We start from the raw sequence: 19999 nt of genomic DNA, 5'->3' as shown, positions 1-19999 counted from the left end.
CAAAACCTCCGCCATCGCGGAGGCTCTTCAATCAACCTATTTTTTCTTCGTTTTCAAGCTGTTCAATTTCTTCGTCTGTCAGCTTCTCCTGTTTATCACGAAGTCGATGTGCAAGCCGACTTGAGGCGTTAGCTGCTATACTTGCAACCAAGTCATCTAAGAAAGTATGAACCTTTCCATTTGCTATTTTCGTATCGAGTTTTTGAATAATGCCCATCTTAAATTTATCTAAGTGGCCAAACGTCGTAACCGCGATGCTTCCGTAACCAAATACAGCACCTAGGGCGATCGTTTCATCTACTCCAAACAATCCCTCGTCTTGTTCTACGATACTCTGTAAAGGTTCTGAAAGCTTTTTTTGTTCAGCTAAAATATCAAGTTCAACACCTACTAAAATTGCATGTTGAATCTCTCGTTTCATTAAGACTGCATCAACGCTCTCAATGCATTCTTCTTTTGTCAGTCCTGGTGAAAAAGGAATCTGCATCTCATAAACGATTTCGGCAATCTCAGGAATAGTGACACCTCTTTCATTCAGCAGCCTTCTTGCCGCCGCCTCAACTTCCCTGCTATGCACTCTATTTTTCACAGACTTCACCTCATTTAAATGTTCACTGATGATCATGGCCGTATTGATTCTTTAATTATAGCATTTTATGTTACAATTATACGAGTTGGATGAAAACGCTTTTACATACTAGCTATTTTTAAAAAGGTTATTGCTTTGCACATGTATCTACCTTGCTAGTTAATTGGAGAGGAAGGTGCGAGTCTCCTGCAGGATGAGTTGGACAGGTGAGACTCTTAGACGCAGAGCGGCAAGAGGCTGACCGCACAACCTGAGGAAACCGAGCAACCTGGAGCGGAAATCAACTCGCTTATAACTACTATTTTTTTCGAAAACAACCTACAAACTATGTTGTCAGCAAAGGAGGTCCGTTTATGGCCATTCTTAAAGGTTCCATTACAGACGATAAAATCCATAGCAACTATTTAGATGAAACGATAGACTTACTGATCTATCTTCCTTCACGATTCACTCCATTAGTTAAATACCCTATTCTAATCGCCCAGGATGGCAGGGATTACTTTCAATTAGGAAAGCTGGCAAAAACCGCTGATCGCTTAATGGAAGAAGATCAGATGGAAGATTGTATTGTTATTGGTGTGAACCATAAGGGAATTCAAGACAGAAAAGCTAAATATGATTCCACAGGTGAAAAACACGAGAATTATATACGGTTTATGGCCTATGAATTAACAGCTTATTTGAATGAGAAGTTCAATACATTACAGCTTGGTGCAGGAATGGGACTAATTGGAGATTCACTTGGCGGATATGTTGCTTTGAAGCTGAGTTTGCTATATCCGAATACCTTTGGAAAAGTAATAGTTCAATCACCTTACATTCCAGATGAACTGCTGCAAACTGTTGAATCTATCGAACAGATGCAAACATTGACAATCTATCATTCCATCGGTGATGAAGAACATCAATTCACGAACCCAGAAGGTATAACAAAAGATTTCTTAAATCCGAATCGAAAAATGAACAAGTTATTGAGTAATTTTGCGCTGGATTATGAATACTCAGAGTTTCAAGGTAATCACCTATGGGTAAACTGGCAAAAAGACTTAATACCAGCATTAACGTTTCTTTACAATACCCACTAACTGTGGGAAATAAAAAGAATATTTGGTATACTATTTCAAAAGATGAGGGAGGAAGAATTATGAAATACGGTATTGCTATTTTTCCATCAAAAAATCTACAAGATAAAGTAAATTCTTACCGAAAAAGGTATGATCCCCATTATGCCCTTATCGCGCCTCACATTACTTTAAAAGAACCATTTGAGGCAACTGAAGAGGAGCTTCAGGATCAGATTTCATATATCTCATCTGTCGCTCAGAACATTGATCCATTTTCCATAATGATTAACAAAGTGGGCTCCTTCCACCCTGTTAATAATGTTATCTATCTTAAAGTAAACGCAGCTGAAGAATTACAGGCACTGCACGATCAGCTGTATTCAGGTCCTCTTGAACAGCAGCAGCCATATAATTTTGTTCCGCACATTACATTGGGACAAAAACTTTCAGACGAAGAGCATTCAGATGTATTAGAACGTCTTCGAATGATTGATATTGAACACGAAGAACGAATTGATCGTTTCCAGTTGCTCTACCAACTAGAAAATGGATACTGGACCGTTTATGAAACGTTTCGTCTTGGAAAGGGAGTATAATCAGTTTGATTAAAAAGTACACCTCTAAAGAACAAGGCTATAAAGATGCATTAGAAGTTCGAAGAGATGTTTTCGTACGTGAACAGCAAATCGACGAAAGTGAAGAGATCGATGAGTTCGAAGATTCAGCTGTTCATTTTGTGCTCTACGATGAAAATCTCAAACCTGTTGGAGCGTCCAGACTACGTGAAGTTAAAGGTGAAGGAAAAGTCGAACGAGTGTGTATCCTTTCTTCCCATCGAAATAAAGGATTAGGCGAAAAGTTGATGAGAGCTATGGAACATACTGCTAATGATCAATCTTTACCGAGCCTTATATTATATGCACAAATTCAGGCAGAAGACTTTTATAAAAAATTAGGGTATGAAACCATATCATCTGAGCCATTTTTGGATGCTAATATACCGCATGTAGCCATGAAAAAAGTATTGAATTCGTCAGAGTGACGGAATCAATACTTTTTTAGTTTATAAATCCCCTATCTCGTCAAAACTGAAAGGTAATATGTTATTACGAGGAGATATGGCTGAATGAACATACATGTTGGGCAGTTAACGTTAGAGTTGACAGTAGGATTTGTAGCTCTTTTTGTTCTGACAAAAATATTGGGAAAAACACAAATATCACAGATTACACCTTTTGATTTTGTTTCATCCATTTTTTTAGGGGAACTAGTAGGAAACGCGATGTATGATGATGACACTTCTATTTTTGTTATTCTGTATGCCATTACCATATGGGGCTCTCTTGTCTATATAGTAGAGTATATTACTCAAAAATATAAGGGTACACGAAAATTGCTTGAAGGTGCACCGACAATTGTGATTCGCAAAGGATATTTAGACCGTCGTCAACTTAAAAAGTGCAAGTTAGATATCAACCAGCTTCAAAATTTAGTTCGGCAAAAAGGTTATTTCAGTCTTCGTGAAGTGGAATATGCCATCCTAGAAACGAACGGCTCATTAAGCATCATGCCGAAATATCAGTATGGATCTCCAAATCGGCAAGATTTGAACATGCATACCGACCAACAACCCGGGCTTCCTGTTACTTTAATTCTTGATGGAGAAATCAATATGGATAATCTATCTACAGCAGGCATTTCAAAGAAAGAGCTTATCAATAAGGTTCATGAACATGGCTATAAGACAGTTAAAGAAGTACTTTATGCAGAACTATCAGAAGGCGAGCTGTTATTCATGCCGATGACTGACCCGAAAAAACCATAGGCCTGCCCTCTTTTATCGTATAAACTGCTTTGCGTTCTTCGATCAGCTGAATCAAATAGGATGTAACAGCTGTTCTAAATAAGGAATACGAACCCAGATTTGCAGGTTCGATTTCATGTTTTAGAAGCATCTTTGAAATAAGATCTTCAAGAGAAAGACCACGGTCACCGGATGCGATTAGAAAGTTATTCACTTGACTTAATACTCTTTGATGAACTTCGATATTTGCTTTGATCGTATCTTCATATCGTTCCAAAAACGAACCGTGTCCTGGAAGCATTCCGGAAACCTCTGCTTTCAGGAGATCTTGAAGTGTAGAGAAATTTGAGGCGGAGTCTACTATAAAAGGAATCTTATGTTTCTCAAGGACTTCCTTACCAAGAAACGAGTCAGCGGCATAGAGAATATTTTTGTATAAAACCCCGAATTGATTATAACTATGTCCAGGAAAAGCCATGAATGTTACTTCGAAAGAATCCTTTTTCCAGATTCCAGGCTCACAGATTTCATCGATAGAAATAGGAGGCGCCTCTAAAAATTTGTTTCGCATCTCTTTTAAAGGAACGTTTCCATGAAATAAGTACATCGGTTCGAGTGTGGGATATCTCATAATAGCTTCTTCCAGTGCAGGGGCTATCGTGTGAACGTCCACGTTTTTTTGTACATATTGTGCTCCTCCAAAATGATCAGCATGAGCATGGGTAATGAACAAATGAGTTACAGGAAGTCTCTCTTCCTGCAAGGTCTTCAACGCTTTTTTTGCAGCAGAAGCCTCGAGACCTGCGTCGATCAACATACCCATACTTCGATCCCCGCTAAGTATATAGCCTATATTGACGGCACTTTTAAAATAATAGCATCCATCCTTTATTTCAATAAATTCCATACGATCACCTCAGTTGTTAGTCACTCGTTTTTTATCGTATCTTTTGAAAAAAATCAAAAAAAAGAAACCTATTAAATGGTTTCGTTAATAATCAACCCTTTTCCTTCAATTTCTGCTAAGACTTGATGAAATCTCTTTTTCTCCTTAAATGCATAACTACTTTTTAAATTTAAGGGAATCGGAAACTTCTCGTTACGAATAGGAGAAATGCGTGGAACTACTGGAAGACCCGCTTCACTTTTTTCCATACGGCTGGCATACTGCATGCTTTGGATTGGCATATAAGAAATCATATAACCCATCTGCAACATCTCCTTTATTATCTCTTTCTCCTTTCTTTTCCCTATTCCTTCTAATATAAGTCTATTAAATAAAGAAAGAGCACCTTAGTGGCACTCTTAAAAACATGTGAATCGCTTATTCCCATGGATCATAATATGAACTTGAACTAGAGCTAGATGAAGATTCATGCTTGTAAGAGCTTGAGCTATAAGATACTGAATGATTTTCATCTTCATGGATAATAACTTTGCCTGCTTTAATAATTACTGTATCTGCATAAATTTCCTTGTACTTCTTATTATTCTTATCCATCCTCATTCAACCTCCTCGTTTAGTACATCTTATTCATGAACAACGAGTTGGCTTAGGCTGATTCCTAAAAGTTTATCGCAATATGGTTAACTGCCTTGACCCGATAGTTTTGCTTATGGAAATATACGAACGCTTCAATGATGATATTGTTATCGATTTTACTTTTTATCGGAATCTGAAAGTCATTTAATGTGAGTTTGTCACCCGTTTTTAATTTCGTTTCCCTTAATGGGCAGATCCATAACTCCCCTCGTTCCTTTGCTTCTTCAGCCCATTCGTTATCCATAAACATCCATTGAGATTGGTTCATTTCTTCTTTGGTGGGTGAAGCGATTAAAGAAACGATTTTTCCTTTTAATGCAGCTGACTCAGCTGGCTGAAAACGAAAACATATAAAGGGGTTATCTAGTGTTTCTGTTCCCGTATTTTCTAAATAGAAAGACCCTCTGACAAAGCCGGTTTTCTCTTTTGGAAAAATAACGGAATAATCAAAGTAACTCATGCAGCTTTTATCTTTTAAGGCGACATTTGCCTTCAGTTCTTCATCCGATTCAGCACCTTCTAATATAGGCTCTGATGTACGATTAATGTTTAACCTCTTCTCCATACTCTTCACACGTTGCTGATAAAGCTCGATCTGCTGATTTTTATCATTTAATTCCTCTTGTATTGTTTCTAATAAGTCTTCGTAGCTTTGAATTCTTTTTTCCATTTCATGTACTTCTGCCCGGTTTAAGCGCTTATTAAGTGTTTCAATTTGTTTTTTTAGTTCGACAACCTCTTCTTCCTTTTCTTCAATGAGACTTTGGTAATTCACCTTGTTTGTATCATTTTCAAGTCGTTCAATAGTTTCTTCAGCAAACACTAACTTTTTTTCTAAATCGAGTGCTTTTTCTTTATAATATTCAACTCTTGTTATGAGCCGTTCATAGCTTATTTTGTCTTTTGTCCCCATCCATATCCCCCCTGCAGAATTAGGCTCTTATCCTATTGTATGTACGCCTTTCTTATTCCTTCACTCTTTTTTAAGCAAAGGTTCAAACAACAAAAAAGACCAACTGGCCTTTAAGCCAATCGGTCTTTTTGTTTATGTGTGCTGCAGTGCTTGCTGGATTGTAATTCTTCCACTATCTGCTTTAATTGTTCCTGTAGAGAAGGATTCAGAATTTATTAATTCGACTTCAAAAAGAGTGCCCTCTTCTGTTTCTACTACTGCGAGATTAAAGTCAAACTGCTCTCCAGATTCAACTGACCCTCTTCCGGAGACAGTTATCCTGTGTCCGCCGTTATATTCGTCACAACAAAGAGTGTCTTGTTTTACTTCAGTAGCTGTGAAAGTGAATTCATCTTCTGCTGACTTTCTAAAGTTTAGCTTAAACGAACTTTTTGCAAGCTGATAGTTGTTGAGATTGAGGAAGATCGTAGCACGGCCAGATTCCGTTGCACCTTCCTCACCACATACTGCTACTCCGCTTGCATTTCCAACGGCTCCACACAGGCAGCCTGGCCTGGGATATATGTCTGGGCATTGTTGTGGAAACGACACCGGTGGACACATTTCTCCCTCGCCTTCAACTGGACTTAAATCATTTTCACGAGGTGCACTTAACTTAGCAAGCACCTCAAGTTTTACTTCAGCCTCAACTTGAATGTCGATGCAGAATGTAATGTCTAAAGCAATAGAGGTAGGTGCTGGACTGTTCAGCAACACAGTACCTGATGGAATTTTGGCAAAGATCTTAGTGATGCGGCAGTATAGATCTGTTCCATCCGGATAACACAGAACAAAGGATTCGAATACAGATGCATTCACCATCAACTCTGTTACTACGTCACCTGCTCTGTCTACAACCTGCACCCTTACATCTGTTGTAAACAATAGTTCTACCAGCTGAGCTTCTGTGAGCTGCCCCCCACTAAGCATAGCTGTAACATCTCTCTTATCTCCTACTTGTTCGCATAAATAGAGTTCTTCACATGCTTCATTTGCTTCGTTATTTGTTTTAGGAACTTTAGCTACGAACCTCAACGGGCGACGTGAAGGATCATCGAGTGCTTCTTCGATAGCTTCGATTTGTTCTGGAGTGAGAGTTACTGTTTTTCTTACGTCTAGCGCACCGGTCACCCAGTCGTAAACTTTCTGGACGCGGATACACTCATCCTGCAATTGATTATGATTGTTTCCCATCGTTTCCCTTCCTTTCCTCATCATGTTCTGAAGATTCCATACATACTATGGGAATAGAGTAGGTTATGACACAAGAACAATAGCCTATTTTTATAGATGAGCTAAAGGAGGAACAAGATGAAGTCAATCCGGTATAACAATAATAAAGTGTGTGATTTAACACCTTTAGAATATGAATCTCTTTGTCTTTTATTGCCTTATTGGGGAATGCAGATCGATGAAGAGGGAGAGAACATTTCAGGAGCACTTTCCACTTTTCGAATAGGCGTACAAGGGTTATCACAGCAACATGTTAAAGAACTTGAAGAGCTTTTACATCATACGGGCATCAAAGTAACTACGGATGACAATAAAAAATGCGATCAAAGATTTTACTTGAATTTACATGAAGGTCACCCTATGCCTTTAGCTATAAACACGCCTGACAAACAGTTGTATTACTTGAATCCCGCCACTACTTTTCATTTACCCGTTCAAGCAGGCATTCATAAAGGCATCACTTTAAAAAGAAAAGATGGACCACTCTTTTTAGCTATTAAACCTAAATTCGAAAAACAAGTACCTGAATGGTTATGCTATTTAATCATCCAGTCCTTTATGCGTTTTTCATTTGAATCGTTAGCTTCAGTCTCGGAATCAACGTTTACTACATGCGTTAATAAAGTTCTTCAATCCGTAAATGCTCGTTTTGCAGAGACACAACTGCCTAAAAACCAGACGAAGACAGCTGAAGCCGTCTTAACAGAGAAAAAAGAATCTCAAGATCCCGCACCACTCGCAACCGCCGATGAACCATCAGTAAAAAAGATAGAGGATCCACCAGTTAATCGTCAACCTGTTTCAGTACCTCCAATCAGGCCTTTTTCACCTACAGGTTCTTTAATCACAAAGTCAGTTCCAAAACCTTATGAACAGGGCCAATTTATTTCAAAAAATGCACAGCCTATTAATCCTTTTAAATCAGCATCTACAAAAAGACATCCGATTAAACCGTTTAATACGGATATAAAGAAAAATGAAAAATCCGTCATCCGTCCATTTCATACAAATCAAAACACCCCGTCCGGTAATCAAGAATATACTAAACATACAGCCAGGCTATTCAGACAGAGGAGAGATGGAAAGTGAATAAGGAAGAAATTCAGAAGCTATACACTGAAATTAAAGCAGCGAAAGCAAAAAATATCGGGAATAATTCTCTTATTAAACCACCCGTTAAAAAGGGCTGCAGTTCTTGCGGAAAGGTAACATGGAAACCTAATAAAAAATCAATGTAAAAAAGCTGCGAAAAGGCAGCTTTTTTATATTACTCACTTTTTTAGTTTTTCCTTCACAAAATCCAATAGTAAAGAGGTACATGTTTCTATATCATTTTTAGCGGTATTGATAACAAGGTCAGGACTAGGAGGAACCTCATAGGGAGATTGAACACCTGTAAATTCTTTAATGGTACCATCACGGGCTTTTTTGTATAACCCTTTAGGATCTCTTTTTTCACATTCTTCAATGGGACATTCAATATAGATTTCAAAGAATTCATCTGCATTAAATAAATCACGAACGAATTTTCTATCTGCTGTATATGGAGAAACGAATGCTGTAACAACAACTAATCCAGCGTCTACAAACAGTTTCGAAACTTCGCCAATCCTTCTTATATTTTCAATTCTATCAGACTGTGAAAATCCCAAATCTGCATTTAAACCGTGTCGGACGTTATCGCCATCTAGCAAGTAAGTAGAATAGTTTAAATGAAACAGATGCTTTTCTAATTGATTCGCTAACGTCGATTTTCCAGAACCTGATAGTCCGGTCAGCCAAAATACAGCGCTTTTATAACCATTCTTCTGTTGTCTATCTTTTTTCGTAACATGAGTTTGCTGCCAAAATATATGCTGATTCATGTTTCACTTCCATCCTGACGCTTTTTCATTTCATTAATTAAGAGATCTGCGACTTCTTTTCTAGAAAACTCTTCGGGAGGGGTGATGCCTTGACGTAATAATTCTCTAACTTTTGTACCTGAAAAAATGAGATGAGAAGATGGGGGATGAGGACATGTTTTTAAGGAGGTAATTTGCTGACACTTCTTACAATAAAAGCTATGCTCAAAAAAGAGAGGAATTATCCCTAACTCGTCAAACGAAAACTGCTGAAAAATCTTTTGTGAATCATACGTTCCATAATAGTTTCCAACTCCAGCGTGATCTCTTCCAACAATAAAATGGGTACATCCGTAATTTCTTCTTACTAGAGCATGAAACAAAGCTTCTCTTGGGCCAGCATATCTCATACTTGCTGGGAACACCCCGAGGATCACTCTGTCTCTTGGATAATAGTTATTTATGAGTGTTTCATAACATGACATTCTTACTTCAACTGGAACGTCATCTGACTTCGTTTTTCCAACCAATGGATGGATGAACAATCCATCTGTGATTTCTAAAGCACATTTTTGGATATACTCATGAGCTCTATGGATAGGATTTCTAGTTTGAAAAGCTACAACAGTTTTCCAGCCTTTTTGCTTAAATAACTCTTTTGTATCAGTTGGAGTATGAGGATAATGGCTAAAAGGAAATTGATATTTTCTTGTGAAATTAACTTCCCCGCTAATATTGTAAGGTTTCCTTTTTAGAGTTGCCTGTACTCCAGGATGATTGCTATCACGAGTTAGAAAAACCTTTTCTGCTTCTTCGCTCCGATCAACCTTATATATTTCTTTTATTTTTATCTCTCCGTAAAGTTCTTCCTTAAAAGTAAGAGCAGCTTTCTGGTTGATCGCAAGTATAGCTACTTCTTCCTCAGATGCAGGAAGAACAATCGGCAGACTCCATACTTGTCCGTTTGTTAGACGCATGTTATCTAAACAGCTTCTGTAATCTTCTTCACTCATAAATCCTTTAAGGGGATTGTAGGCTCCTATATCCAACATGTATAAATCGGATAAAGCCCATTCATCCATTTCGATTTTTCTCTGATCATTTATTTCATTAACCTTTTTTTGATTCATTGTTCTCTCCTCTCGTTCCACGATTCTTTTTTGAAAACACCTTGTGGCGTTGTAAAAAAAAGATTATGCGATAAATCCGCCTTTTCTTAGCATTTGTTTGATTTCTTCTTTTGACATAAGTCTGTCTCCAGAGCTATAAGTCTCTAATTCGAACTTCTTATAGGAAGCGTAATGTTCCTTGAGTCCCTTAATATCAATCGTTGGCAATATTACAAAGTATTGGTCATCATAATGGTAAGTAGATTGACTTTCATAATTTGTTAGTAAAATTTCATCAATTTTCTCGCCAGAGCGGATGCCCTTTTCGATAATCTTTATATCTTTCTTTCCAGAGTCTTCGATTAAAACTTCTGCTAAGTCCTTAATCCTACAAGAAGGCATCTTCATGACAAAAATCTCTCCGCCTAAACTTTCTTCGGTAGCTTTAAATAAAAGATGAATCGCTTCCTCTAAAGTCAAAAAGAATCGTGTCATCCGATAGTCCGTAATTCCGATCTCACCTAATTTGTGTATATGATCTCTAAAAACATGGATTACACTGCCATTTGTACCTAAGACGTTTCCGCCCCTTACACATACAAATTTTGTATCGGATCCTAATAAATTTGCATGTATAATCATTTTTTCGCCAATTGCTTTCGTCATTCCATAAAAGTTTGATGGGTTAGCAGCTTTGTCCGTAGATATATAGATTACCTTTTTTACTTTATTTTGAATGGAAGCTTCAATGATAAATTGCGTTCCAATAATATTCGTTTTAATCGTTTCGATTGGTTGATATTCACATATAGGTACGTGTTTCAGAGCCGCTAAATGGTAGATATAATCTACCTGTTCACTTGCTTTTAATACAGCATCCTTATCTCTTATATCACCGATAATAAATTTAATTTTTTCGTTGTTGTTAAATTTTCTTTGCATGGCTACCTGACTAGCTTCGTTTCTTGAAAAGATCCTGATTTCTTTTGGATTTTTTTCTAACAGCTGTTTTACAAGTTCATTTCCCCAAGAACCTGTCCCACCTGTAATTAATATTTTGCTATTAAACAAGAATTCGACCTCCTAATTTATCTTTAAGAAGAATAAATTTTTCTATATAACCTGATCTAATTTAATCAATGGTTATTTTTAATATATGAGTTTAACCTACTGTTGCAATGGACAACTAACCCTCAAACTTAAAATAGGCAATATGAACGCAGCAAAAACATATCTATCCATTCTATATCTATAAAAAATTATAGATAGCCAAGTTTTCGTAAAGCTTTATTAAACTCTTTTTCCATTCTTTTTTGCTGTTCATCACTTAAAAATGATTTCCAACCATTTACTTTTCCACTTCTGACAAATGGCATCTTCTCATCTACATTTTTTGTTCCGTTTAAATACATTTTTTGTTTTTGCTCTAAAGCCCTCATATTATCAAAAGATGCCCATTGAATTGCATCTTCAATTTCCTTTTGAGACCGTTTTAGTTCTAAGAATTCTAGAATCCTCTCCACTTCCTTGCCAGTATCCTTGAGAAGATCTTCATACCTTACTAGCAATAAACCATTTTTTATATTTTTCTGATTGTCTATCCAGCCTTCCACATAACTATTCCATTGGCCAGGCCCGTACTTTCCATCCATAAATCTATTAAAGAAAGTGTCAAAGCTTAGTTTGCTTTTATCTCCTTTGTAATAATATTTAATAAGGTGGAAATAGTAGGATATGACAACATCTCGTGGATCCCTCACTAGAAATATAACTTTAGGGTATTGCGGATCATAACCTTCATGACTCCAAACAAGTCTTGGGGAAGGTAAATTTGGAACGATATCTCCTACTATATTTTGAACCATGCTAGCTTTATTGGACCAATCCATTTTTTTTCTATACAACAACATACCTAACAGAAATAAAAGAAAGTTATTCCCTGATTTTGGATAGGCTACAGCTACAAGATCACTTTCTTTTAATTTAATAAAATCTCTCTTTCTCATATTGAATCACCCTTTTTATTTATTTTTTTATTATCAACATTTAAATAATACGTATCTGGTTTCGTTTGATCGAAAACTTCGTTAGCCCAGAACAAAACAATTAATTCATCATCTATTAGGTTTTCCAACGCATGGGTGTAACCTGGTGGTATATCAATGATTTGAATATTTTGATCAGATACAACATATTCAAGGATTTCATCTGAATGAATATGCCTAAATGTTATGGCAGCTTTTCCCTTTATAACGCAAAACTTTTCTACTTTTGTGTTGTGATAGTGGTTACCTCTTTTAACCCCACTCTTAGAAACGGAAACAAAAATTTGACCAGCATTTTGAGATTTTATAAGCTCGAATAAACTGCCTCTATCATCTTTATGAACAGGCAGATCATAACCAAATTGATTTTGTGGAAGATAAGAAAGATAGGTAGTATAGAGGTATTTTGTAAACTTATCTGATAAATCGGGGATGAGAAGTGATTTTCTAATATCTTTGAATTCATAAATTTTATTTGCAATAGTACCCACACTTACTTGAAAAACCGGATGAATATGACGGTAATAGTCATCTGCTGCTTGTTGTTCATATATGCATTCAACCAATCCTTCAACGACATCGTCTATATAAACTAGATTTAAAACTTTGTCTGGATCGTGGATGGTTATCTTTTTGTCGTTGCAAATATTATGACAAAAAGTAGCAACTACAGAATTATAATTAGGTTTACACCATTTCCCAAATACGTTCGGTAGTCGAAAGATGGAAAGTTCATTATTGGTAGCTTTGCTAAAGGCTATCAAACTATCCTCCGCCCTTTTTTTACTTAGCCCGTACGGATTTTCTAGTTCTGCTTGAAGAGAAGAAGAGAAGATAATTTTTGTTTTCTTGTTCATTTTTTTTAAGTAGTTTACCATTTCATCAGTAAGTCCTTTGTTTGTTTTTTCAAATTCGTCCTCGTTCTTCGGCCGATTGACTCCCGCTAAATGAAATATAATATCTGCCTGATCCAAATAACTACGTAATTTTCCCATTCCATCTCCATTCGTAAAGGACATTATTTCTAGATCCGGTTCACGATGAAGTCTTTCAATTAAATTTTTACCAATAAATCCAGAAGAACCTGTAACTAATATTTTCTTCAAATAGATGCCTCCCTGTTCGTAAATAATGGTGTTCTATATTATATGAAAACTATCAGACAAGTTGTGGGTGTCTCTCCTAGGTTAGTTTTATTAATTTTGAATTTACCGTATTAGAGACAATTAACCAGAACAATTTTCTTTTTAATTTAATAGAATAAAAAAAGAAGAAAAATTGCATAAAAAAGAAGAAAATTACAAGGAGGAAATATGGAGAAAAAATATTATGCAAAGACAAAAGAATGGTTAGATGAAGTTACTCCTCAAACTAATATTAATCAAGTTTATCAAGAGTTTTATACAAATCAAATTGTTCGGTTTAAGCCTCCTAAAGGAGACCCACCTCAATGGGTAGATTGGGTAAAGCCCCTAACATACAATATCGATCAAAAGTTTGATAATGCTTATGTTGCCACTGTTTATAACGGTAGTGTTTGGTTTGATTGGACAAGAAACGGCAGGGTTTACGTTATGACTCCAACATTAAAGCTATTGAGAGATATGACATTTCACCTTTTATGGCCATATTTTAATCAGGAAAGAATACCAACTGCAACCTATACACACGAAACTGTCGCCGTGATCGCATGGGCAGGGCATAAAAATTATTGGCATTGGTTACATGACAATCTTGCAAGATTTCACTTATTAGAACTTAGCGGTATTAAAATCAATAAATATCTCTTGCCCCCTATTCGATATCCTTATCAATGGCAAACACTCCAAATGCTCGGGATTCCAAGGGATAAAATCATTCAGCTTAGACCCAATATGCATTTAAGAGCTAAGAAGTTAGTTCTCCCTTCCGTACCATTTACTATCGATACATCAGTAAAATGGTCCATTGATTACTTAAGAAACTCATTATTAAATGAAAATACTGTAAAAAATTCGGATGAATATGAGAAGATCTATATTAGTCGTGATGATGCCTCTTGGAGAAAAGTAATAAATGAAGAACGTGTAATACAAATACTAGAAAAAAGAGGATTTAAGAAAGTTGTTCTAAAAAACAAGTCTGTTCAGGAACAGATTAATATTTTTAATTCTGCGAAATATATAATAGGTACAAATGGTGCAGGTATGTCTAATATTATGTTTTGTAAGCCTGGTACAAAAATTATCCAATTATTCACTACGACTTCAGATGAATTTATAAAAATAAGTAACTATTTAGATTTAGATTTTTCCTTTTTCAAATGTAATCTTGCTCCCCCGATTTCTAGAATACATCCTGTCTTGAATAACATGACCATTGATATAAACAAACTTATTCATACATTAGACCTTTTAGGTATTAATTAAAAACATTTAATTTATAAAAATAGACATCCAATTGTTGGAACAATCGGATGTCTATAATTATTATATGAGTTACCAATCTAATGAAGTTTCATAACCTAAATCAATTAATGTTTGTCCGTACGCTTGTTTCAGAAGTTCTTGTTGATCTTGATCCAGCTCAGTTTTCCATTCCCCAACTTTTCCACTTCGTATAAAAGGAATAGCTTTATTCGATTTCCTTAACATGTACGAATAATTTTGCTGTTCTATTTCTAAAGCTCTCATGTTTCGAAATGAACTCCAATTTAAAGCATCGATTATTTTTTCATCATTTACATCGACATTCAAAAAGGACATTATTTTTTTCATTTCAACGATCGGCTGCTTTTGTAGATCTTCATATTTTACTAGGTGAAAACCATTAGCTATTTTATGGCTATTTCTCAACCAGCTCTTAACATGTTCATCCCATTTAAAGGAATCAAAATCTCCTTTTATAAATTGTGGAATGAATTCATTAAGTTTTACTCGATCAATAAGTACATTTCTTTTTAATAAATAATAATAATAAGAGATAACTACATCTCTTACATCCCTTACCATATATATGACCTTTTGAAAACTAGGGTCATAATAAGAATGACTTTTAAAATATTGTACATGATTAAAATGTTTAATAGGAGCAATTGGTCGAGTTCCTATTTCAAACACATATTGGTTAATATTCTTCCAATCTACTTTTTCATTAGACAGTAATGTACCAAGCAAAAATCTCATCCAAGTATTTCCTGACTTTGGGAATGAAACGAGAAATACTTTATCAAAATGATTTCCTTGCGATGGGTTTCTTCTATTATTCAATGATGATCTTCCTCTTATTATTGTTGATTGCATATTTCAATCATTTTTTTAACTAACTGTTCGGTTCGATAAATATGTGAATGATACTGCTGAACAAATTTGAACCCTTCTTCTGTAATTCTATTTCTTTCCACGGTATTCTTTAAATAATATTCTGCTTTAGCGGCGAAATTTTGAAGATTTATATCTACAAAATGCTTTCCAGGCACAAAACCTATTTGTTCTAATTCAGGAAAAGTAGGTGCTAATAATAGCGTTTTACAAGCTGGAATTTCGAAATATTTATACGTAAGCACTTGAAGAACGGAACCACAAGTAAAAAATAATTTCGCTCGATTTATGAATTGGGCGTAATTTTTACCCATCAACGTATTCTGCTCTTGCTCTTTAGTGAAGTTCTTCCACCCCGGATGAGGCATTGATACATACCTGGGATCACTTTTGTAGTATCTGTCAATGGCTTTTCTTAAGGGGTAAATAGGGGAAACTTTGTCACCTAACATCATTAGATCCATATTTTTATCAAGATTATAATCCTTATAAACCTCGGTATTTACAAATGGCGGGAAAAAGAATATTTGTTTATTTCTTTGTTCAGGATAGTATTTCAAAAAATTTTGCTTGGAAAGAACAATGAAATTTTTTATGTTATTCTGAGAAATATATTTTTTTCTTTCTGCTATAAAACGGTGGGAATCGTTCACAACCAACCCAAATGGAATTTGAGTTTTGGGTAACCCGCTTATTATTGGATAAAATTCGGTTCCTATATCGTTAATGATTAAAATGAAATCAGGGATTTTGGGAACTTGCTTCAAGATATATTCGATATCCCCCGATTCTCTCCATATCATAAGATCAGTATTTTTAAATAATTCATTCTCCAAATAAAAGTAGTTTTTATTCAAAAAGGTTGAAGTATCTTTTGAAATTAATAATAACTTTAACACACACTTTTCCCCCTTTCCAAAAGAGACCTTTCTATAAATGAATTGAAGGTTCATAGCCTAATTCTATTAAAACTTTACCGCACAACTTATCAAATCGTTCCATTAATTCATCATCGAACTCATCTTTCCAACACCCTATTAATCCATATTTCCCAGTTATATAGTCAGTACGGTTAACCTGGGACACCATTTTTGAAAGAATTTCTTCTTTGTATTTTTGTTGATCAGGAATCAGATAGTCGATTAGTCTTTCCATTTCATTTCTTCTATTTTTACTGAGTAAATCTTCAAACCTAATGATTAGTGTGTTTTTGTCATTCTTCCAATTCATGTATTGTCTGTACATTGAAACGATTCCAGGAAAAAATAAGTGATCCTCCTGAAAACCCTCGATGATTGCTTTATATCGCTCTCTTTGATTTGAACAGAATTGAGTCAAGTATGAATAGAAAGGATCGGTACGACATTGGTTCAAAACAAAGTAAACCAGTGAAACAACTACATCTCTTGGATCACGGTATAAAAAGATTCGTTTCATACCAATCTCGTTCAAAAGATCAGTCCAATAATGTGAAAAATACAAATGACCGATGGCAAATTCATTATTATCTAATTGCTTTATCCGTTCACTATATTTTTTATAGCTTGAGTCCATCTTTTGAAATTCTTCAAAATAAAACTGGTCTTCCCAATCATGTTTTAATCTAGGAATACATAGTAGTATCTCCCTAAGTAATTGTGTTCCGCTTCTAGGTATAGTATTTACATAGAATGGATTACACTTTGTACGATAAATCATTATCTACTTCCTCATTTGATAAATTCTCTTATCTTAAGCAGTAATTCTTTTACACGAACTTCCGTGGTATGGCGTTTCATTACCATCTTAAAACCATTAAGGGCTATTCGGTTTCTTTCCTCTTCATAATTAAGATAATGTCTTGCTTTAAAGAGTACATTTGATTGATTTGCGGCTATAAATGTTTCTCCATCGATAAAACCTAATTCTCTTAATTCTTCTGATGGGCTGGCAATTAATAAGGTATTACATGCTAACACCTCAAAGTATTTTAAAAGTGGATACTTATAAATAGAATCACAAGTTAAAAAAATTTTTGCCTTATTAATTTCCATTGCATAACGTCGTCCTGCATATATACCTTTTTCCTCTGATCTGAATGCTCTATATCCCGGATGAGGATGGAAAATGAAGCCAGGTTCTCTTTTTAGCTGATACATAAAATTATTTCTTAATGGATAGATATTTGGATAATTTGCACCCATCATTAAGTAATTTATTGTTTTACTTTGTCCATAATCTTTGAATATTTCGGGATGTATAAAATGAGGAAACCATACCATTTTCGAAGTGAGTTCGGGGTACCATTTAAGGAATGCATCGCGGTAATGAGTAAACACCAATTGTATATTTTCAGATTCTATAAACCTTTTTCTGTGAAACTTTTTATAATGTAGGTCATGCATGAACATTCCTTTTGGTATTTGAACGCTGCTAAGACCTGTAATTTTAGGCAGATAATCTGGATGAAAATCATTTAATAATATAAAATCTGGACGAAATGGAATTCTTGAAAGAATATCATGTACGCTTCCATCCGCTTTCCAAATAAAAAGCTCCGTTTGTTTCGTTAATTCTTGGGCTAAATAGTAGCTGCTTCGTTCTAACTGATTTGAACGTTCCTTTGTAATAAATAGTAATTTTAACTTTTCCAATCAATCACCTTCTATCTTTGCATTATATGAGAGTTCAAGATTTTGGTTTAGACACCTTTCCCATAAAACATATAAAGGTCTCTTTAAAAGAGACCTTCATTTTTGTTTTTAAAGCAATGTGTCAAGCCCAACGATCTTATCGATAACGATGATAACATCTCCAAGACCACCGGATCCAGCTTGGTTAAACACAACAAAATTACCTGAAACTTTTTTAACTGTAACTGCTGTGAGTAGTGGTTCCCCTGGAATTTGTGTACCTAAAACATAAACCTCATTAATGATCTGACCAGAAGCAGCAAGGAATGCTAGCTGCGCTCTAATTGCTAAACGGTCTACAATTGGCATACTAAATAATCCCCTTTCATTTAACAACCTAGTAATTAATACTAGTTCTTATTTTATATGTGAAAGATGGACATGTTGTTTGGACGAATACCATTAGAAATAAAAAAAAAATAAAAATGTAAACCATCAGCTATTTAAAAGATAAAACCCTTTAGGCATCTACATATTTTCAAAGAAATAGGTTTATGCCTCGTACCACTATTACCTAATAATGTATATAGTATATTAACCTGATTGAGGAATCAGGTACATGTATCTAATTCAACGAAGGAGGCAATTTTAATGAGCCTATTTACCAACTCCTGTTGCGGTAGTGAACAAGCAGGAGGCCACAAACTTAGCGGTGTTAGCGAATTGTTGAATCAGCTAGCAAACGCAAATAATAACCTTTGTTCCCTAGGACAGCAAAGTCGTGTTCTACTTGTGAACAGAGGTACAAACACACCAGTAGATTTATTAGGAACTACTACTCCTACTGAATTTACACTAGTTCGTTTTGATCCTAAAACTTACACTGCTGTGTTCACATATGCTGATGTAGACGGAACTGGCGCAGCAATTAATAGAACATATGTAACGGATTCTCGTTGCATTTGCGGTGTAGTTTGCCTAGGAGCTTAACCATTAGCTTAAACTAACATCCTCTTTTTCTAGGACTGCCCCCATCGTGAGCGGCAGCTAGATGCAAATAAAAAACCCCGAATCCCATCGTGAGCATTCGGGGTTTTTGCATATTCTTAATTAACGAGCAATGATATTATAGCCACTATCCACGTGAAGAATTTCACCTGTAATTCCACGAGCCAAATCACTCATCAAGAATAGAGCGGCATCTCCTACTTCTTCTTGTGTGTTAGCTTTACGTAATGGAGATCTCTCTTCGATCTCTTTTAGAACAGAGTTAAAGTCTCCAATTCCTTTTGCAGCAAGTGTTCTAATTGGTCCTGCTGAAATTGCATTAACACGAATGCCATCTTTTCCTACATCACTAGCAAGGTACTTTACGCTTGCGTCTAGTGAAGCTTTGGCAACACCCATTACATTGTAGTTTGACACTACTCTTTCTCCACCAAGATAAGTAAGTGTAATGATGCTTCCGCCTTCTTTCATTAATGGACGAGCTTCTTTAACTACTGCAGTTAGTGAATAAGAAGAGATATTATGAGCCAGAAGGAACCCTTCACGAGTAGTGTTTAGATATTCGCCTTTAAGTTCTTCCGTATTCGCAAATGCGATACAGTGTGCTAATCCGTGGATGATCCCAACTTCTTCTTTTAAAGTAGCAAATGTCTTCTTGATCTCTTCATCATTTGTAATGTCACATGGTAAAACGATCGAGTCGTTTCGATCAAGTGATTCTGCAAGATCGCGTACATTCTTTTCAAGTCTTTCACCTGCGTATGTAAATACTAAACGTGCTCCTGCTTTTGATAAAGACTGAGCAATTCCCCAGGCAATGCTTCTTTTGTTGGCAACACCCATAATGACAAATGTTTTATCCTGTAATGATAGTTGATACATAAAAAAATCTCCTCC

General features: G+C 35.5%; 25 protein-coding genes. 8 read left to right on the top strand and 17 right to left on the bottom strand.

Annotated features, from left to right (window positions below; all coding sequences use genetic code 11):
• Positions 1-31 precede the first annotated feature (31 nt).
• Entirely contained in the window at positions 32-589 is a 558-nt protein-coding gene (locus M3206_RS12170; RefSeq protein WP_251312793.1) for a phosphatidylglycerophosphatase A family protein, read from the bottom strand.
• 353 nt (positions 590-942) lie between these two features.
• Between M3206_RS12170 and M3206_RS12165 the strand changes: the two genes are divergently transcribed.
• From M3206_RS12165 to M3206_RS12150, 4 genes are all read left to right on the top strand, one after another.
• Positions 943-1674, top strand: coding sequence for an alpha/beta hydrolase (locus tag M3206_RS12165; RefSeq protein ID WP_251312792.1), 732 nt, complete (start codon positions 943-945; stop codon positions 1672-1674).
• Positions 1675-1733: 59 nt separating this feature from the next.
• On the top strand, positions 1734-2249 hold the full coding sequence (locus M3206_RS12160) for a YjcG family protein (RefSeq protein WP_251312791.1): 516 nt from the start codon (positions 1734-1736) through the stop codon (positions 2247-2249).
• Between the two features lie 5 nt (positions 2250-2254).
• Positions 2255-2695 (top strand): GNAT family N-acetyltransferase, encoded by a 441-nt coding sequence (locus tag M3206_RS12155; protein ID WP_251312790.1) that lies wholly within the window; start codon positions 2255-2257, stop codon positions 2693-2695.
• An 84-nt stretch (positions 2696-2779) separates the two neighbouring features.
• Entirely contained in the window at positions 2780-3478 is a 699-nt protein-coding gene (locus M3206_RS12150; protein ID WP_251312789.1) for a DUF421 domain-containing protein, read from the top strand.
• Here M3206_RS12150 and M3206_RS12145 read toward each other — a convergent pair.
• From M3206_RS12145 to M3206_RS12125, 5 genes are all read right to left on the bottom strand, one after another.
• Positions 3447-4364 (bottom strand): MBL fold metallo-hydrolase, encoded by a 918-nt coding sequence (locus M3206_RS12145; RefSeq protein ID WP_251312788.1) that lies wholly within the window; start codon positions 4362-4364, stop codon positions 3447-3449. The genes M3206_RS12150 and M3206_RS12145 overlap by 32 nt on opposite strands.
• 71 nt (positions 4365-4435) lie before the next feature.
• Entirely contained in the window at positions 4436-4666 is a 231-nt protein-coding gene (locus M3206_RS12140) for a hypothetical protein (RefSeq protein ID WP_251312787.1), read from the bottom strand.
• Between the two features lie 115 nt (positions 4667-4781).
• Positions 4782-4958, bottom strand: a complete 177-nt coding sequence (locus M3206_RS12135; RefSeq protein WP_251312786.1) for a hypothetical protein — start codon at positions 4956-4958, stop codon at positions 4782-4784.
• A 64-nt stretch (positions 4959-5022) separates the two neighbouring features.
• On the bottom strand, positions 5023-5913 hold the full coding sequence (locus M3206_RS12130) for a hypothetical protein (RefSeq protein ID WP_251312785.1): 891 nt from the start codon (positions 5911-5913) through the stop codon (positions 5023-5025).
• A gap of 132 nt (positions 5914-6045) precedes the next feature.
• Positions 6046-7146 carry a hypothetical protein gene (locus M3206_RS12125; protein WP_251312784.1) on the bottom strand — a complete coding sequence of 367 codons (1101 nt, stop codon included), beginning with the start codon at positions 7144-7146 and terminating at the stop codon, positions 6046-6048.
• A 117-nt stretch (positions 7147-7263) separates the two neighbouring features.
• On the opposite strand from M3206_RS12125, the gene M3206_RS12120 reads away from it, so the two are divergent.
• Both M3206_RS12120 and M3206_RS12115 read left to right on the top strand, forming a co-directional pair.
• Positions 7264-8274: a hypothetical protein gene (locus tag M3206_RS12120; RefSeq protein ID WP_251312783.1), complete on the top strand. Its 1011-nt coding sequence runs from the start codon at positions 7264-7266 to the stop codon at positions 8272-8274.
• Entirely contained in the window at positions 8271-8423 is a 153-nt protein-coding gene (locus M3206_RS12115; RefSeq protein ID WP_251312782.1) for a hypothetical protein, read from the top strand. The genes M3206_RS12120 and M3206_RS12115 overlap by 4 nt, the downstream gene beginning before the upstream one ends.
• Positions 8424-8456: 33 nt before the next feature.
• On the opposite strand, the gene cysC is transcribed toward M3206_RS12115, so the two are convergent.
• The 5 genes from cysC to M3206_RS12090 form a co-directional block, all read right to left on the bottom strand.
• On the bottom strand, positions 8457-9050 hold the full coding sequence (cysC, locus tag M3206_RS12110) for an adenylyl-sulfate kinase (protein ID WP_251312781.1): 594 nt from the start codon (positions 9048-9050) through the stop codon (positions 8457-8459).
• Complete coding sequence (gene sat, locus M3206_RS12105) at positions 9047-10183, bottom strand: sulfate adenylyltransferase (protein ID WP_425590735.1); 1137 nt, start codon at positions 10181-10183, stop codon at positions 9047-9049. The genes cysC and sat overlap by 4 nt, the downstream gene beginning before the upstream one ends.
• A 39-nt stretch (positions 10184-10222) precedes the next feature.
• Positions 10223-11209 carry a polysaccharide biosynthesis protein gene (locus M3206_RS12100; RefSeq protein WP_251312779.1) on the bottom strand — a complete coding sequence of 329 codons (987 nt, stop codon included), beginning with the start codon at positions 11207-11209 and terminating at the stop codon, positions 10223-10225.
• 188 nt (positions 11210-11397) lie between these two features.
• Positions 11398-12144, bottom strand: coding sequence for a sulfotransferase domain-containing protein (locus tag M3206_RS12095; protein WP_251312778.1), 747 nt, complete (start codon positions 12142-12144; stop codon positions 11398-11400).
• Positions 12141-13289 carry an NAD-dependent epimerase/dehydratase family protein gene (locus M3206_RS12090; protein ID WP_251312777.1) on the bottom strand — a complete coding sequence of 383 codons (1149 nt, stop codon included), beginning with the start codon at positions 13287-13289 and terminating at the stop codon, positions 12141-12143. The genes M3206_RS12095 and M3206_RS12090 overlap by 4 nt, the downstream gene beginning before the upstream one ends.
• 207 nt (positions 13290-13496) lie before the next feature.
• On the opposite strand from M3206_RS12090, the gene M3206_RS12085 reads away from it, so the two are divergent.
• Positions 13497-14591, top strand: coding sequence for a glycosyltransferase family 61 protein (locus M3206_RS12085; protein ID WP_251312776.1), 1095 nt, complete (start codon positions 13497-13499; stop codon positions 14589-14591).
• Positions 14592-14660: 69 nt separating this feature from the next.
• Here the strand turns inward: M3206_RS12085 and M3206_RS12080 are convergent, their stop codons facing one another.
• The 5 genes from M3206_RS12080 to M3206_RS12060 form a co-directional block, all read right to left on the bottom strand.
• Positions 14661-15431 (bottom strand): sulfotransferase domain-containing protein, encoded by a 771-nt coding sequence (locus M3206_RS12080; protein WP_251312775.1) that lies wholly within the window; start codon positions 15429-15431, stop codon positions 14661-14663.
• Between the two features lie 17 nt (positions 15432-15448).
• On the bottom strand, positions 15449-16381 hold the full coding sequence (locus tag M3206_RS19095) for a glycosyltransferase (RefSeq protein ID WP_251312774.1): 933 nt from the start codon (positions 16379-16381) through the stop codon (positions 15449-15451).
• Positions 16382-16412: 31 nt separating this feature from the next.
• Positions 16413-17180, bottom strand: coding sequence for a sulfotransferase domain-containing protein (locus M3206_RS12070; protein ID WP_251312773.1), 768 nt, complete (start codon positions 17178-17180; stop codon positions 16413-16415).
• 11 nt (positions 17181-17191) lie between these two features.
• Entirely contained in the window at positions 17192-18115 is a 924-nt protein-coding gene (locus M3206_RS12065) for a glycosyltransferase (protein WP_251312772.1), read from the bottom strand.
• A 108-nt stretch (positions 18116-18223) separates the two neighbouring features.
• A complete protein-coding gene (locus M3206_RS12060) occupies positions 18224-18463 on the bottom strand; it encodes a hypothetical protein (RefSeq protein WP_251312771.1) in 240 nt (79 codons plus the stop codon).
• 282 nt (positions 18464-18745) lie between these two features.
• On the opposite strand from M3206_RS12060, the gene M3206_RS12055 reads away from it, so the two are divergent.
• Positions 18746-19084 carry a hypothetical protein gene (locus M3206_RS12055; RefSeq protein WP_251312770.1) on the top strand — a complete coding sequence of 113 codons (339 nt, stop codon included), beginning with the start codon at positions 18746-18748 and terminating at the stop codon, positions 19082-19084.
• Between the two features lie 120 nt (positions 19085-19204).
• Here M3206_RS12055 and fabI read toward each other — a convergent pair whose 3' ends face one another.
• The gene (gene fabI / locus M3206_RS12050) at positions 19205-19984 is read right to left on the bottom strand and encodes an enoyl-ACP reductase FabI (protein ID WP_251312769.1); all 780 of its coding nucleotides are present in this window, start codon (positions 19982-19984) and stop codon (positions 19205-19207) included.
• Between the last annotated feature and the right edge of the window lie 15 nt (positions 19985-19999).

This window comes from Fictibacillus phosphorivorans, from assembly GCF_023715845.1.
Lineage (GTDB): Bacteria > Bacillota > Bacilli > Bacillales > Fictibacillaceae > Fictibacillus > Fictibacillus phosphorivorans_D.
This window is presented reverse-complemented; position numbering and strand designations above follow the sequence as displayed.

Bases quoted from the DNA above. Each gene is read 5' to 3' on its own strand.
- M3206_RS12095 (WP_251312778.1), bottom strand. From the start codon at position 12,144: ATGAGAAAGAGAGATTTTATTAAATTAAAAGAAAGTGATCTTGTAGCT.
- M3206_RS12140 (WP_251312787.1), bottom strand. From the start codon at position 4,666: ATGGGTTATATGATTTCTTATATGCCAATCCAAAGCATGCAGTATGCC.
- M3206_RS12070 (WP_251312773.1), bottom strand. From the start codon at position 17,180: ATGATTTATCGTACAAAGTGTAATCCATTCTATGTAAATACTATACCT.
- M3206_RS12160 (WP_251312791.1), top strand. From the start codon at position 1,734: ATGAAATACGGTATTGCTATTTTTCCATCAAAAAATCTACAAGATAAA.
- M3206_RS12135 (WP_251312786.1), bottom strand. From the start codon at position 4,958: ATGGATAAGAATAATAAGAAGTACAAGGAAATTTATGCAGATACAGTA.
- M3206_RS12120 (WP_251312783.1), top strand. From the start codon at position 7,264: ATGAAGTCAATCCGGTATAACAATAATAAAGTGTGTGATTTAACACCT.
- M3206_RS12125 (WP_251312784.1), bottom strand. From the start codon at position 7,146: ATGGGAAACAATCATAATCAATTGCAGGATGAGTGTATCCGCGTCCAG.
- M3206_RS12165 (WP_251312792.1), top strand. From the start codon at position 943: ATGGCCATTCTTAAAGGTTCCATTACAGACGATAAAATCCATAGCAAC.
- M3206_RS12085 (WP_251312776.1), top strand. From the start codon at position 13,497: ATGGAGAAAAAATATTATGCAAAGACAAAAGAATGGTTAGATGAAGTT.
- M3206_RS12060 (WP_251312771.1), bottom strand. From the start codon at position 18,463: ATGCCAATTGTAGACCGTTTAGCAATTAGAGCGCAGCTAGCATTCCTT.
- M3206_RS12145 (WP_251312788.1), bottom strand. From the start codon at position 4,364: ATGGAATTTATTGAAATAAAGGATGGATGCTATTATTTTAAAAGTGCC.
- M3206_RS12055 (WP_251312770.1), top strand. From the start codon at position 18,746: ATGAGCCTATTTACCAACTCCTGTTGCGGTAGTGAACAAGCAGGAGGC.
- M3206_RS12150 (WP_251312789.1), top strand. From the start codon at position 2,780: ATGAACATACATGTTGGGCAGTTAACGTTAGAGTTGACAGTAGGATTT.
- fabI (WP_251312769.1), bottom strand. From the start codon at position 19,984: ATGTATCAACTATCATTACAGGATAAAACATTTGTCATTATGGGTGTT.
- M3206_RS12130 (WP_251312785.1), bottom strand. From the start codon at position 5,913: ATGGGGACAAAAGACAAAATAAGCTATGAACGGCTCATAACAAGAGTT.
- cysC (WP_251312781.1), bottom strand. From the start codon at position 9,050: ATGAATCAGCATATATTTTGGCAGCAAACTCATGTTACGAAAAAAGAT.